The sequence below is a fragment of the Aquabacter sediminis genome, assembly GCF_028863665.1.
Lineage (GTDB): Bacteria > Pseudomonadota > Alphaproteobacteria > Rhizobiales > Xanthobacteraceae > L1I39.
Map to the genome: position 1 here is coordinate 103,502 of NZ_JARBFX010000005.1, position 14,018 is coordinate 117,519.

Genomic DNA, 14,018 nt, shown 5'->3' on the forward strand with positions numbered 1-14,018 from the left:
TTGCCGACCGCCGCCGGGGCCGTTATTTAGGCGGCCAATTCGCATCAAGGCGATCCGCCAGCCATCAAGGCCGGTGGGTGGACGCCGTGCCGTCGGTCCGGTTGAAGCCGGCACCGGGAGGAAGAGGGTCATGTTGGACCGGTTGGAGATCGCAGGAGCCGTCTCCCGCACCGTAGGCCGTCGAATCGGGCGCACCGCCCGAAAATGACGGCGGCCCGGCGCGCCGCGAAATCGCGCCCGTTCCACTCCTTTCCCAGATCACAAATAGAAAGACACGAGCCATGGCTCGGCTGGTGATGAAGTTCGGCGGCACCTCGGTCGCCACAATCGATCGCATCCGCAATGTGGCGCGCCATGTGAAGCGCGAAGTGGAGGCGGGCTATTCCGTCGCCGTGGTGGTCTCCGCCATGTCCGGCAAGACCAACGAGCTGGTGGGCTGGTGCCGCGAGGCGGCGCCCCTGCATGATGCCCGCGAGTATGACGCCGTGGTCGCCTCTGGCGAGCAGGTGACGTCGGGCCTCCTGGCCATCACGCTCCAGAATATGGGCCTGAACGCCCGCTCCTGGCAGGGCTGGCAGATTCCCATCTCCACCGACGATGCCCACGGCTCGGCGCGGATCATGGAAATCGACGGGCGGGTGCTCGGCGAGCAGATCGACGGCGGCGAGGTGGCGGTGATCGCCGGCTTCCAGGGCATCCACCTGCCGTCGGGGCGCATCACCACGCTGGGGCGCGGCGGTTCCGACACCAGCGCGGTGGCGGTGGCAGCGGCGCTGGGCGCCGAGCGGTGCGACATCTATACGGACGTGGACGGCGTCTACACCACCGATCCGCGGGTGGTGCCGAAGGCCCGCCGGCTCGGCTCCATCGCCTTCGAGGAAATGCTGGAAATGGCGTCGCTGGGCGCCAAGGTGCTCCAGGTGCGCTCGGTGGAGCTCGCCATGGTGCACAAGGTGCGCACCTTCGTGCGCTCCAGCTTCGAGGACCCTGACGCCCCCCACATGAAGACGGTGGAAGCGGCCGGCACGCTGATCTGCGACGAGGAGGAAATCGTGGCCAAGCAGATGGAATCCCAGGTCGTCACCGGCATCGCCTTCGCCCGGGACGAGGCCCAGGTCTCGATCCGCCGCGTCGCCGACAAGCCGGGCATTGCCGCGGCGGTGTTCGGCCCGCTGGCCGAGGCGCACATCAATGTGGACATGATCGTCCAGAACGTGTCGGCGGACGGCTTCACCGACATCACCTTCACCGTGCCCACCGCCGATTTCGAGCGGGCCAAGGCGGCGCTCGGCGCGGCGCGCGACGCCATCGGCTACCAGACGCTGGAAGGCGAGACGGATGTGGTGAAGGTGTCGGTGATCGGCATCGGCATGCGCTCGCACGCGGGCGTTGCAGCCGACGCCTTCCAGGCGCTCGCCGCCAAGGGCATCAACATCCGCGCCATCACCACCTCGGAGATCAAGATCTCCATCCTGATCGATGCGGCATATACCGAGCTTGCGGTACGGACTCTGCATTCGCTATACGGACTCGATAGCTGACGTCTGACTGGGCGCATGACCTGGCGCGGGGGGCGCCACCTGCAACCCTTCCGGGTACGCGGTCCCCGGTTTATTTTTTGAGGAACGGCCGATGCGTGGCGCGCTCGGCGGGCCCCGCGTGCTCTTGAGACGGCTCCGCGAGGTGATGGCGGAGCCGGTCAGTGCGCAGGACCGCCTGGACAAGATCGTGGTTCTGATCGCTGCCAACATGGTGGCGGAAGTCTGCTCGGTCTATGTGCTGCGCGTCGACCAGACCCTTGAGCTCTATGCCACCGAGGGCCTGAACCGGGACGCCGTCCACCAGACGGTCATGGATGTGCGCGAGGGCCTGGTGGGCCATGTGGCCCGCGAGGCCGAGTCGCTGGCCATTTCCGACGCCCAGAACCATCCCGAATATTCCTACCGCCCGGAAACGGGCGAAGAGATCTACAATTCCTTCCTCGGCGTGCCGATCCTGCGGGGCGGCAACACGCTGGGCGTGCTGGTGGTGCAGAACCGCGCCCGGCGCACCTATGCGGAGGAGGAGATCGAGGCGCTCCAGACCACGGCCATGGTGCTGGCGGAGATGATCGCCTCGGGCGAACTGACCTCGCTCGCCAAGCCCGGCGCCGAACCGGCGGTGCGCCGCTCGCTCCATCTGAAGGGCACGCCCCTGGCCGACGGGCTGGGCCTTGGCCATGTGGTGCTGCACGAGCCGCGCGTGGTGGTGACCAATGTCATCGCCGATGACGTGCAGCGGGAGGCCGCCCGGCTCGATGCGGCCATCGGCAAGCTGCGTGCCTCCATCGACCTGCTGCTGGAGGATGACGGCCTGTCCAAGGCCGGCGAGCACCGCGAGATCCTGGAAGCCTACCGCATGTTCGCCCATGACCGGGGCTGGATGCACAAGATGCGCGAGGCCGTGCTCTCCGGCTTGACGGCGGAGGGCGCCGTGGAGCGCGTGCAGTCCGACACCCGCGCCCGCATCATGCGCGCCTCCGACCCCTATCTGCGTGAGCGCCTGCACGATCTGGACGACCTGGCCAACCGGCTGCTGCGGGAACTGACCGGTCGCGGGCGCGCCTCGGACCGCACGGACCTGCCGGAAAACGCCATCCTCGTCGCCCGCAACATGAGCCCGGCGGCGCTTCTGGACTATGACCGCACCCGCATCCGGGGCCTCGTCCTGGAGGAGGGCGGCACCACCAGCCATGTAACCATCGTCGCCCGCGCGCTCGGCATTGCCGCCGTGGGGCAGGTGGAGAATGCGGCCGGCCTTGCCGATCCCGGCGACCCGGTGATCGTCGACGGCCAGGCCGGCGAGGTGCATCTGCGCCCACCCGGCGACGTGGAAGCCGCCTATGCGGAAAAGGCCCGCTTCCGTGCCCGCCGCCAGGCGCAATATGCGGCCCTGCGTGACAAGCCCACCATCACCAAGGATGGCGTGAAGGTCGACCTGAACCTGAATGCCGGCCTGCTGGTGGACCTGCCGCACATCGCCGAGACTGGCGCCTCCGGCATCGGACTTTTCCGCACCGAACTCCAGTTCATGATCGCGTCCACCTTCCCGCGCATTTCAGAGCAGCTGAAGCTCTATCGCGCGGTGCTGGACGCGGCGGAAAGCCGGCCTGTCACCTTCCGCACGCTCGATATTGGCGGCGACAAGGTGCTGCCTTACATGCGCATGGTGGAGGAGGAAAATCCGGCACTTGGCTGGCGCGCCATTCGCCTCGGCCTCGACCGCCCGGGCCTGCTGCGCAGCCAGCTGCGCGCGCTGCTGAGGGCAGGGGCGGGGCGTGAGGTGCGCATCATGTTCCCCATGGTGGCCGCCGCCTCCGAGTTCGATCAGGCCAAGGCCATCCTGGAGCGCGAGATGACCCATCTGCGCCGGCACGGCCACGGCCTGCCGGAACGGGTGTTCGTGGGCGCCATGGTGGAGGTGCCATCCCTCCTGTTCCAGCTCGATGAAGTGCTCTCGCGGGTGGATTTCCTTTCCGTCGGGTCCAACGACCTGGTGCAGTTCCTGTTCGCGGTGGATCGCGCCAACATGCGGGTGGCCGATCGCTTCGATCCGCTCTCGCCGCCGGCTCTGCGCGCGTTCCGCATGGTGGCGGAGGCCGGGGCGCGCCACGGCAAGCCGGTCACCTTGTGCGGCGAGCTGGCGTCCCGTCCGCTGGAGGCCATTGCGCTGGCGGCGGTGGGCTATCGCTCGCTGTCCCTGTCGCCGGCGGCCATCGGACCGGTGAAGGCGACCTTGCTGCAACTGGATGTGGCCGCGGCGCGCTCCGTCCTGATGCCGCTGCTGGAAGATACGTCCGGCCTGGTGGACGTGCGCTCCACCTTGCGGGCCTTTGCCGAACTGAGCGGGATGTCCCTTTGACGCTGTCTTTCCCGGTGCCCGCCATCCGCAGGGCGCGCCCATGAGCCCGGACCTCCAGCAGACCGGCCTTCCCGTGGCTAAGCTCGACGCGCTCGTCGCCCGCCATGCGGAGGTGGAAGCCCTGCTCGCCGCCGGCGCGGAGGGCGAGGAATATGTGCGGCTCGGACGCGAATTCTCCGACCTGACGCCCGTGGTGGACGAGGTCCGCGCCCTGCGGGCCGCCGTGCGGGACCTTTCCGACACACGCGAGCTGATGGCCGATGCCACCTCGGACGCGGAGATGAAGGCGCTGGCCGAGGCCGAGGAACAGCGCCTCCTGGGCGAAGTGGAGCGCCTGACCCAGGCGGTGCGCATCGCGCTCCTGCCCAAGGACGCCATGGACGAGCGCGGCGTCATCCTGGAAGTGCGCGCCGGCACGGGGGGGGACGAGGCGGCTTTGTTCGCCGGCGATCTCTTCCGCATGTATTCCCGCTATGCGGCCGAAAAGGGCTGGACCGTGGAGGTGCTCTCCGAAAGCGAAGGCACCATGGGCGGCTTTAAGGAAGTGGTCGCGGCCCTGCATGGGAAGGGCGCATTCGCGCGGCTGAAGTTCGAATCGGGCGTCCACCGGGTCCAGCGCGTGCCCCAGACCGAGGCGTCCGGCCGCATCCATACCTCGGCTGCCACCGTTGCCGTCCTGCCCGAGGCGGAAGAGGTGGACGTGGCCATCAATGATGCGGACCTGCGAATCGACGTGTTCCGCGCCCAGGGCGCGGGCGGCCAGCACGTGAACAAGACCGAGAGCGCGGTGCGCATCACCCATTTGCCCACGGGCATCGTGGTGGCGGTGCAGGACGAGCGCTCCCAGCACCGCAACAAGGCCCGCGCCATGGCCCTGCTGCGCGCCCGCATGCTGGATGAGGAGCGCCAGCGCAGCGAGGCGAGCCGGGCTGCCGACCGGCGCGGCCAAGTGGGCTCGGGGGACCGCTCCGAACGCATCCGCACCTATAATTTTCCCCAAGGTCGGGTCACCGACCACCGCATCAACCTGACGCTCTACAAGCTGGAGGAGGTGGTGGCGGGAACCGCGCTGGACGAGATCATCGACCCGCTCATCACCGAGCACCAGGCGGCGCTGATGGCTTCCGCGGACGGGGCCTGACCCCGTGCCCGCTTCGACCCGCAGCGGCTTGCGCCGGCAGATGGCCGAGCGCCTTGCGCAAGCGGGCGTGGAAACGCCGGATCTCGATGCACGGATCCTGATGGCCGAGGCGCTCGGGCTTGATCCGACCGAGATCGTCACGGATGGTCGGGCACTGGTGGGGGCGGCCGACGCAGCCCGCATCGCGGCGCTGATGGACCGGCGTCTGGCCGGAGAACCCGTGGCCCGGATTCTGGGCCATCGGGAATTCTGGAGCCTGTCCTTCCAGCTGTCCTCCGAAACCCTCGTCCCCCGCCCGGATACGGAAACCTTGGTGGAGGCGGCGCTGGACGTGCTGGGCGCCACACCCGCGCCTCGCATTCTCGACCTTGGCACCGGCAGCGGCGCCATCCTCGCCGCGCTGCTCTGCGAGCGGCCGGACGCTTTTGGCGTGGCCGTGGACCTGAGCCCGCAGGCGGCGCGCACCGCCCGCGACAATCTGGCGCGACTGGGCCTTTCCGACCGCTCTGCCGTGCTGGTGGGGAATTGGGCGAGCGCGCTTGCCGACCGCTTCGACCTGGTGGTCTCCAACCCCCCTTACATTCCCAGCCGCGACATTGCGGCCCTTGCCGTGGAAGTGCGGGCCCACGATCCGCACGGCGCGCTGGATGGCGGGGCGGACGGGTTGGACGCCTATCGCGCGATCCTGGCGGCCCTGCCGGGACTGCTGAAGCCCTCGGGCCGCGCGGTGCTGGAATTGGGGATCGGCCAGGAAGGCGATGTGGCGGCACTGGCGCAAGGGTATGGCCTGGACGTCTGCGGTCCCGCCCGGCGGGACCTCGGGGGTGTGGCCCGTGCCCTTGTGGTGCGCCCGCCTGCTGGCGGTACGGCAGCGCAAATGTGAGGCGCGGCGCGCAAAAAGTCCTTGGACACGGGCGGTGAACTGGCTAGTGTCGGGTACAGGAGTCGAACCGAAGCGTTGGCCGGGAAGGCCGAAGCGCGCTCCCGATTAATCCATATGGGTTCGGGTGTGGTCGGAGACGGTGTCGCGAAGGCGCACGGGCGAAGCGCCATTGCGGGTCTCCACGGTTCGTTCATTTGCCACTTTCTCACGCCACCGGCTCGGACACGGTGCGTGATGATCGGGCGTGCTGACCGCGCGCGAGCGCGGAGCGGGGCTCATGGTCGAATTGATCCAGATCAAGCTTTGTGCTCGGCAGTGCGAACCCGCAGCGTGCATGTGCGCGCAGCCGGACGGACCGCCTGGAAGCCGCTAGCTGGGGATCGCTTGATCGAGCCTTAGGAATGTCGTTGCGGCGCTGCGCAGCCGCGACGAGGGGTCCTGTCGGCGCGGTCCGTCCTTGGCGGCCCGCAGGCGGGAAAAGGGTGCGGTTCCGTGCGCCGCGAGGCGGATGGAATGAAGAACGGCGGTTCGCCGAGCGAGTAGAGAACGATCCAGATGAGAAATGGTCAGCAGAAGCGCATGCGCGGCCGGAACAATCGCCGCAGCTCCAACCCGGCGACTCGGGTCTATGAGTCGAACGGACCTGACGGAAAGGTCCGCGGCACCGCCCACCACATCACGGAAAAGTACCAGCAGCTGGCGCGGGATGCCCAGGCGTCCGGCGACCATGTGGCGGCGGAGAATTTCTTCCAGCACGCCGAGCATTATCTGCGCCTGATCGCCTCTCTCCAGGGCCAGTATGCGCCCCAGGCTGGCTTCGGCCGGGCCGACGACGAGATGGACGACGACGAGATGGACGATGTGGGCGGCCTCGACGCGCCCCAGCCGTTCGTGCGTGAGCCCTATCCCCAGCGTGAGCCGCGCCAGGGCCGTGACGACCGGCAGCCCCGTGACGACCGCTCGTCTCGCGACGACCGCCAGCCGCGCGAGGAGCGTCCCTATCGGGAAGAGCGCCAGTTCCGCGACGATCGGCAGCCCCGTGAGGACCGTCAGCCCCGCGATGACCGCCAGTTCCGGGATGACCGTGGCCCCCGCGAGGATCGTGGTCCCCGTGAGGATCGCCAGCCCCGCGATGACCGCCAGCCGCGCGACAATCGCCAGGGCAATTATCAGCGTCGCAATCGCGACGAGGAGGCCGGGGAAGGCTATGCGCCGCGGGAGTATCGCGGACGCAATCGCGAGGAGGAGGCCGGTGGATATGCGCCCCGCCCCGCCCGTGCCCCGCGCGAGGAGCGCCCCGCGCCGCAGGACGACGAGCAGCCCAGCCTGGGCTTGCCCTCCTTCATCACCGCGCCGGTTCCGGTGCCGGTGAAGGCGGAAGTGAAGGAGAAGCCGACCCGGTCGCGGTCGAGCGAATCCCGCGCCAAGGCCGCGCGGGAGGAGGAGCCGGCCGCTGCCCCAGCCGCCGCCGCTCCCGAGGCGGAGCCGGTTCTGCCGCTGGACACCGCTGCGCCGGCGCCCGCCGATGCGCCTGCCGCAGAGGGCGCCGAGGATCCCGATCGCTATCCCAATGGCCGCCGCCGGCGCCGCTACCGCTCGCGTGCGGAGCGCACGGACGAGGCTGGCGCGTCCGCCGAGACAAGCAGCGCCGAGTCCTGAGGCTCAAACAACAGGCCGCGCCCCTCGACCCTGCTTGCGGGTCGGTGGGCGCGGCCTTTTTGTTGCCTGGGGGGCGAGACTGTTTGCCTGTGCGCGAGGCCGTTCCTGGCCTCCCGACCCTTGAGAGGCGGCCGGTGAGAGCCCTTCAGCTTTTCATGGCACCCCTGAAGGGCTCTATCTCTTCGTTTTCACGCATTTCCTTCACGCAATCCGGTCCGCAATTCGCTCGGAAAAGCGTTAGACCCGGCCGGTCAAGGCGAGCACGATCACGACGATGAGGAGCACGCCGACCAGACCGCCGGGGCCATAACCCCAGCCGCGGCTATAGCCCCAGGTGGGCAGCGCCCCGATCAGCAGCAGCACCAGGATCACGATCAAAATTGTGTACATCTAAGCGTCCTCCCGACGAATAAAGTCTGCCGGGATAACGGTTCGCGTGCCGTGAAGGTTCCGCCCTCAAATCGGCGCGGTTGCTTGCTCCAGGAAGGCGCGGACGGCGGCCGGCACAAGCGGGCCGATTTCCTCAAGCACGCGGCGGTGATAGGCATCCACAAAGGCCCGCTCCTCGGGCGAGAGCAGGGCGGTGTCGATCAGCGCGCGATCATAGGGGGCCAGCGTCAGCACCTCGAAGCCGAGGGACGGTCGCTCTGCGCCGTCGGGATGGCGCGGCTCCACCAGAACCAGATTTTCGATCCGGATGCCGAAGGCCCCGGCTTTGTAATAGCCGGGCTCGTTGGACAGGATCATGCCCGCCTTAAGCGGCACGTAGCCGAGCTTGGAAATGCGCGCCGGCCCTTCATGCACCGACAGTCCGGCGCCGACGCCATGGCCGGTGCCGTGCTCGAAGTCGAGCCCGCATGCCCACAGGAACTGGCGCGCAAGCGGATCGAGTTGGGACCCGCTCGTCCCCTCGGGAAAGACCGCGCGGGAGATCGCAAGGTGCCCCTTCAGCACCTGCGTGTAGCGGGTCTTCATCTCCGCCGTGGGCGTGCCCACAGCCAGGGTGCGCGTCACGTCAGTGGTGCCGTCGGGATATTGCGCGCCCGAATCGATGAGGAAGAGTTCGCCCGTCCCGATGGCCCGGTTGGTCTCCTCCGTCACCCGGTAGTGCACGATGGCGCCGTTCGGCCCCGCGCCGGAAATGGTGGGGAAGGATACATCCTTCAACTCGCCGGTCTCCCGGCGGAAGGTTTCGAGGGCCTCCACCGCATCGATCTCGGTGAGGCCACCCTTCGGCGCGGTCTCGGCGAACCAGTGCAGGAAGCGCGCGAGCGCCACGCCATCGCGCACATGCGCGCTGCGCATGCCGGCGATCTCCGCCGCATTCTTGCACGCCTTCAGGAGGGTGACGGGATCGGCCCCCTTGGACACGCGCCCCCCGCCCCGTTCCACAATGTTCGCCAGATGAACCGGCGCCGTCGCCTGGTCGAGGCGCACAGTCCGGCCCTCGGCGAAGGCGGCCAGCGTCGTTTCCAGCGCCTCGACGGGGGCAAGGTCCGCCACGTCCGCCAAGGCGGCGCGCACGGGGGCGGAAAGCTTGCCATGGTCGATGAAGAGGCTGGGACGGCCCGCGGTGGGGACGAGGCACCAGGCCAGCGGAAGGGGCGTATGGCCCACGTCCGCACCCCGGATGTTGAACAGCCATGCGGTGTTGTGCGGATCGGAAATGAGCAGGCCATCCAGGCCGTCTCGGTCCTTGGCGAGCGCGGCCTGCGCCTCGGCGAGCTTTGACGCGGGGAGCACGCCCGCATAGGCCATGTCCAGATGGCGCACGGGCGCTGCGGGCGCGGCCGGCCGGTCGGTCCAGATGGGGTCGAGCAGGTCCTGCTCCACCGCCGCCAGGATGCCGCCGATCGCCGCCACGGCCTGGGCGAGCCGCTCGCGTCCGTCGAGCGTGGTGCGCCAGGAATCGAAGCCGAGCGAGGCGCCGCGGGGCAGGTTCTCCTCGATCCAGGCCTCCGGCGTCATCTGTGCCAGCGGCACCACGGTGAAGGCGGAGGTGTCCACCTGGGCCGGGGCCTGGAGCACATAACGCCCGTCCACGAACAAGGCGGCCTTCTCCTCCAGCACCACGCAGGTGCCGGCGGAGCCGGTGAAGCCGGTCAGCCAGGCGAGCCGCTCCTCGCGCGGCGGCACATATTCGTTCTGGTGGGCATCCGCCCGGGGAATCACATAGCCGCCAAGCCCCCGCTCGGCCAGGACCGCGCGCAGGGCGGCCAGCCGGGCCGCCCCGGCCCGGCCATCGGCCGCCGACACGAAGGACTGGAAGATCGCCTTGAAGGCAGGGGCAGGGGAGGGATGCGCGGCCACGGGAGAGGACATGAAGCAGGCCTGATCTGGTCGAAACGGACGGGACGGGGGGCCTGGCCGCGGCGCGCCATCAACCGCGATGCACCCAGGCCAACGCCGAGCCTTCATGCATAAAGCGCGAACGCGCCGGGGGAAAGCGCCCGCCTCCCGCATCTGGCGCCGGGCAGCGGGTGCCGTCCGGGCCTCACCCTGCCACGGGGTCATGGGGATTGCCGCGCATCCCCCCTTGCTGGCTGGCCCCGCCCCCGTCTATGGTGCAGCCGTCGCGGGCGTAGTTCAGTGGTAGAACGACAGCTTCCCAAGCTGTATGTCGTGGGTTCGATTCCCATCGCCCGCTCCAATTTCCTGCCTCAGAGCGTCTCAGAGACTATCACTTCTAAGCAATTTCAATGGGTTGAGCGTCTCACGGCATGTCATGCGCGCGCGTGGCGCTCCGTTGCATCTCAGAAAAATGTAGGCATTTTTGTAGGCATTGCGGCCAAAGGCCGATTTGAGATGCCTACACATGCCCCTCACCGACATTGCCCTTCGAAACGCTAAGCCGAAGGAGCAGGCCTACAAGCTCTTCGATGGCGGGGGGCTTTTCCTATACGTCACCCCCTCAGGCAGCCGTCTCTGGCGCCTTGCCTATCGCTTCGCGGGGAAGACAAAGCAGCTCTCCTTCGGTCCTTACCCCACCATCTCGCTTGCCGATGCACGACAAAAGCGCGATGAGGCCAAGCGCGCGCTTGCGGACGGCGAAGATCCGTCGGTGATTCGACAGAGGGCCAAGATTGAAGCGGCTGCCACCGCCGAAAACACGTTCGGCCTTGTCGCTGGGGAATATCTGGACCGACTTCAAGCCAAAGGCTGCGCACCCGCGACGCTGGCGAAAAACAGGTGGTTTCTCGAAAAGCTGGCCGGCCCTGCCTTGGGCCATCGGCCGATTTCTCACATCACCCCGGTGGAAGTGCTGAGCGTGCTGCAAAGCGTCGAGCGCAGCGGCCGTCTCGAAACAGCCCGAAGCCTCCGCTCGACCATCGGCAGCGTCTTTCGCCTTGCCATCTCGACATTGCGCGCGGAAACGGACCCCACGGCATCACTGCGTGGCGCTTTGCGTCCACCTCAGGTCGTCCATCGGGCGGCGCTTATCGATCCGAAGGAGGTGGGCGCGCTCCTTTGCTCCATCGATGAATATACCGGCTGGCCATCCCTTCGCGCTGCGCTGCTCTTCAACGCCCTGACATTCTGCCGCCCCGGGGAAGTGCGTGGCGCGCGATGGGTCGAAATCGACCTCGATAAAGCGGTTTGGACGATACCCGAGCACCGGATGAAGATGCGCCGTGCCCATCTGGTGCCGCTGTCGCGTCAAGCGGTGCATGTGCTGAGAGACATCTACCCCATCACCGGGGCAAGTGAACTCGTGTTTCCCTCGGTCCGCTCACATAAGAAGCCACTGAGCAATAATGCCTTCAACAGCGCCTTGCGCCGCATGGGCTTCACGCAAGACGAAATGACCGCCCACGGCTTTCGGGCCACTGCAAGCTCAATCCTCAACGAGCGCGGCTTTTCTCCCGATGTGATCGAAGCGGCCTTGGCGCATGTGGAGCCCAATGCCGTACGGCGCGCCTACAACCGCGCCACCTATTGGCCGGAGCGGGTTTCGCTCATGCAGGCATGGGCAGACATGCTGGATGAATTTCGTCGGCTGCGGTGAGGCGTAAAAAAATATAGCGCCTTAGGTCGTTTTAGATTGCCATCCGGAATCTAAAATCATAAAGTCCCTTATCGGCTCATTCGAATGAGCCGAATGATCAAGGGAGACCTAACAGTGACGACGAATAGCATATAACCCCGACGCGTCAAAGCGGGACGACCGCGCACCAGGGTGCCAAGCACCTTGCCTCTTGAGGGCAGCGCAAGTCACCCCGCATCCGGCCCAAATGGGCCGACAAACCCACCTTAAACTTCAGCGGAAAGGGCCCGAGCACCAGGCGGTGCGCGAACGAGGGCGCTTGTCCAAAATTCGAAAGTTGAAAGATGAAAACGTCACCTCCCGACACTCTCCTGCGTCTGAATCAAGTGCTCGCGCCTGAAGGACCTATCCCGGTATCGCGAGCCACTTGGTGGCGGGGAGTAAAAGACGGCCGCTATCCCCAACCAGTGCGCATTGGAGCACGCATTCGCGCATGGCGTCAGAGTGACATTGACGCCCTCATCAACTGAAACAGGAGTTAAAAATGCTGAATCGTGAAAATTTTTTATTTCGCAACATACGGAGAAATATTCTGAATTCAGACCGTAAATCAGTACTAATTACGTATCCAGTGACTCAATTTAATGATTATGAGGCGAAAAATACGCAGGACAGCAAAATGAAAGAAAATGAACATCAAGCCAAAGAATTCATCCTGGCCCTCCAGGAGATCCAAAAAAAGTACCTACCCAATGGACGCGGGCCGAGAAAGCACAATCGCAGCTTGATTGCAAAGACTGCGCGCTTAGTAAAGAAGGTCGAATCGAACAAGGTCGCTGTGCGGAAGCTTATGCGACACCCGTTCTGGCAGGGGGCCACAGTGCCGGTCAATTTTATGCACGCGGCTATGGCCTTTGTTGCCGGTTCAGAGTCAGACAAAGGATTTCGACAGGCCCTGAAACGTGCTCAGGCTGTCGAGTTTCTGATCAACCAAGGTTGGGAGCTTCAAGATCTGGAGCGCGGCCTGGAGGAAGGCATCAACAAAATCTGCGCGCGTTCTGGGAAAGGTCCTCGCAAGAGTGGTCCGAAGCAGCATACTTCCACGAAAAACGGACGAGAACGGGGGCGATCAGTAAATTCCGCAGTGGCGGATTGCAGTGCCACAAAACCCAAGGATAAGGGCGCCCTCAAGCCGGTCATCTTCACTGGCAAGGCCGCGAAAAATCTCCGGCGCTATCAGGATGGGCAATGCCTAAAGGTCATCATGAAGCTCCAGGATGCCACTACGCGGACCATTGAAATCATCGAGCTCAGCCCCTTGAAGGAGTGACCTCGAGCCAAATAAGGCACCAAAACGCGAAGGGCCCCCTGAGAGATCAGAGGGGCCCTTTTTCGTGGACGCCCCAATTTGAGGCCGCAGAGGTCTCAATTGCGATTCTGTAAAGAATAATGTTGGCCGTTTGATGTGCTGCGGAAGGCCCGGCACGCAAAACCAACTGCATACGCACTTTTTATGTGGTTCGTCTGATTTTTTGACGTTCCGCATATGATGTTTGTCGTCTAAATCAGTAAAAATAAAATATTCAAATATAAAAACCAATTAGAATAATGCATAAAATATTAAGATTAAATAATAATAATAAAAATACGAATAACTAAATCGCCATAGTGCAATGAAAATGCATAAAAGGAGAGTTGATATATGACGACTATGGTGAATAATATAGAAGGTTACTTCGATATAGATGCTTATTGCGATTGGGTGTCAAGCCTGTGCAATGCTGGGTACAAGCCGTTCCTGCTCACTTTCATGTTCAGGCCCATCCGCTTTTCTCCTAAGAAGAAAAAGGACATCATGGAGGACGCCATTGCGCACTTCTATTCGCGCGTCGTCACGCGCTTTACGCGCAACCCCAATCGGACTGCAGAACTCGACCAGCGACCCATCCTGATTGCCGCTGCCGATCTGCCGGTGCACAAAACGGCAAAAATCACCCTCCGAGACGCCTCGGTGAATGGTGGGCTGCATTTTCATGGAATGTTTCTGCGCCCGCCCGTTTCTCGCTTTAGGGGCTCGTTCAAGGCCTATGTGCGAGATAATCAGGAGGCGTTGATTGCCGAAACGTCCATGGCTCGCATTCATGTGGAGGTGGTCAGATATACCCCCGAGTATGCCACTCAATACGCCCTGAAATCCCTTGGGAGGGGCCTCATTAAAGGCGGCGAAGTGATGGTCCTCCCAGACAACGTCCGCAAGTGGAATCCAACAAATCGCGGCTATGACGAAGCAGCCCGATCGTACTCAGGTGCGTCTGTGCTATTCCCGGGACGAAGGCCTCTCTAGGTGCATGAGGGAGAGAGATTCAGGGCCTTCACTCGCCCTCAGGCGCGTATTCTTGGAAAGGCGAAAGGGGGCGTTCTGATAGCATTTTCAGCACCAGAAAGCCCCT

11 protein-coding genes and 1 tRNA gene are annotated in these 14,018 nt (G+C 65.0%); 10 read left to right on the plus strand and 2 right to left on the minus strand.

Annotated features, from left to right (window positions below; all coding sequences use genetic code 11):
* Nucleotides 1-281 precede the first annotated feature (281 nt).
* From PV781_RS11440 to PV781_RS11460, 5 genes are all read left to right on the plus strand, one after another.
* Entirely contained in the window at nt 282-1,541 is a 1,260-nt protein-coding gene (locus PV781_RS11440) for an aspartate kinase (protein WP_274775761.1), read from the plus strand.
* A 91-nt stretch (nt 1,542-1,632) separates the two neighbouring features.
* The gene (gene ptsP / locus PV781_RS11445; RefSeq protein ID WP_274775762.1) at nt 1,633-3,900 is read left to right on the plus strand and encodes a phosphoenolpyruvate--protein phosphotransferase; all 2,268 of its coding nucleotides are present in this window, start codon (nt 1,633-1,635) and stop codon (nt 3,898-3,900) included.
* Nucleotides 3,901-3,940: 40 nt separating this feature from the next.
* Entirely contained in the window at nt 3,941-5,041 is a 1,101-nt protein-coding gene (gene prfA / locus PV781_RS11450) for a peptide chain release factor 1 (protein WP_274775763.1), read from the plus strand.
* Nucleotides 5,042-5,081: 40 nt separating this feature from the next.
* Nucleotides 5,082-5,924 (plus strand): peptide chain release factor N(5)-glutamine methyltransferase, encoded by an 843-nt coding sequence (gene prmC, locus PV781_RS11455; RefSeq protein WP_274776150.1) that lies wholly within the window; start codon nt 5,082-5,084, stop codon nt 5,922-5,924.
* 555 nt (nt 5,925-6,479) lie between these two features.
* Nucleotides 6,480-7,583, plus strand: a complete 1,104-nt coding sequence (locus PV781_RS11460; protein WP_274775764.1) for a DUF4167 domain-containing protein — start codon at nt 6,480-6,482, stop codon at nt 7,581-7,583.
* A gap of 237 nt (nt 7,584-7,820) precedes the next feature.
* Here PV781_RS11460 and PV781_RS11465 read toward each other — a convergent pair whose 3' ends face one another.
* Both PV781_RS11465 and PV781_RS11470 read right to left on the minus strand, forming a co-directional pair.
* Nucleotides 7,821-7,973 carry a DUF3309 family protein gene (locus tag PV781_RS11465; protein WP_274775765.1) on the minus strand — a complete coding sequence of 51 codons (153 nt, stop codon included), beginning with the start codon at nt 7,971-7,973 and terminating at the stop codon, nt 7,821-7,823.
* A gap of 66 nt (nt 7,974-8,039) precedes the next feature.
* Nucleotides 8,040-9,905, minus strand: a complete 1,866-nt coding sequence (locus PV781_RS11470) for an aminopeptidase P family protein (protein WP_274775766.1) — start codon at nt 9,903-9,905, stop codon at nt 8,040-8,042.
* 253 nt (nt 9,906-10,158) lie between these two features.
* On the opposite strand from PV781_RS11470, the gene PV781_RS11475 reads away from it, so the two are divergent.
* The 5 genes from PV781_RS11475 to PV781_RS11495 all read left to right on the plus strand — a co-directional run bounded on the left by PV781_RS11475 (nt 10,159) and on the right by PV781_RS11495 (nt 13,912).
* Nucleotides 10,159-10,233: transfer RNA gene (locus tag PV781_RS11475), tRNA-Gly, on the plus strand.
* 165 nt (nt 10,234-10,398) lie between these two features.
* Nucleotides 10,399-11,589, plus strand: a complete 1,191-nt coding sequence (locus PV781_RS11480) for a tyrosine-type recombinase/integrase (protein WP_274775767.1) — start codon at nt 10,399-10,401, stop codon at nt 11,587-11,589.
* Between the two features lie 323 nt (nt 11,590-11,912).
* Nucleotides 11,913-12,098, plus strand: coding sequence for a helix-turn-helix transcriptional regulator (locus PV781_RS11485; RefSeq protein ID WP_274775768.1), 186 nt, complete (start codon nt 11,913-11,915; stop codon nt 12,096-12,098).
* Between the two features lie 14 nt (nt 12,099-12,112).
* Complete coding sequence (locus PV781_RS11490) at nt 12,113-12,898, plus strand: hypothetical protein (protein ID WP_274775769.1); 786 nt, start codon at nt 12,113-12,115, stop codon at nt 12,896-12,898.
* Between the two features lie 372 nt (nt 12,899-13,270).
* Nucleotides 13,271-13,912 carry a hypothetical protein gene (locus PV781_RS11495; RefSeq protein ID WP_274775770.1) on the plus strand — a complete coding sequence of 214 codons (642 nt, stop codon included), beginning with the start codon at nt 13,271-13,273 and terminating at the stop codon, nt 13,910-13,912.
* Nucleotides 13,913-14,018 lie beyond the last annotated feature (106 nt).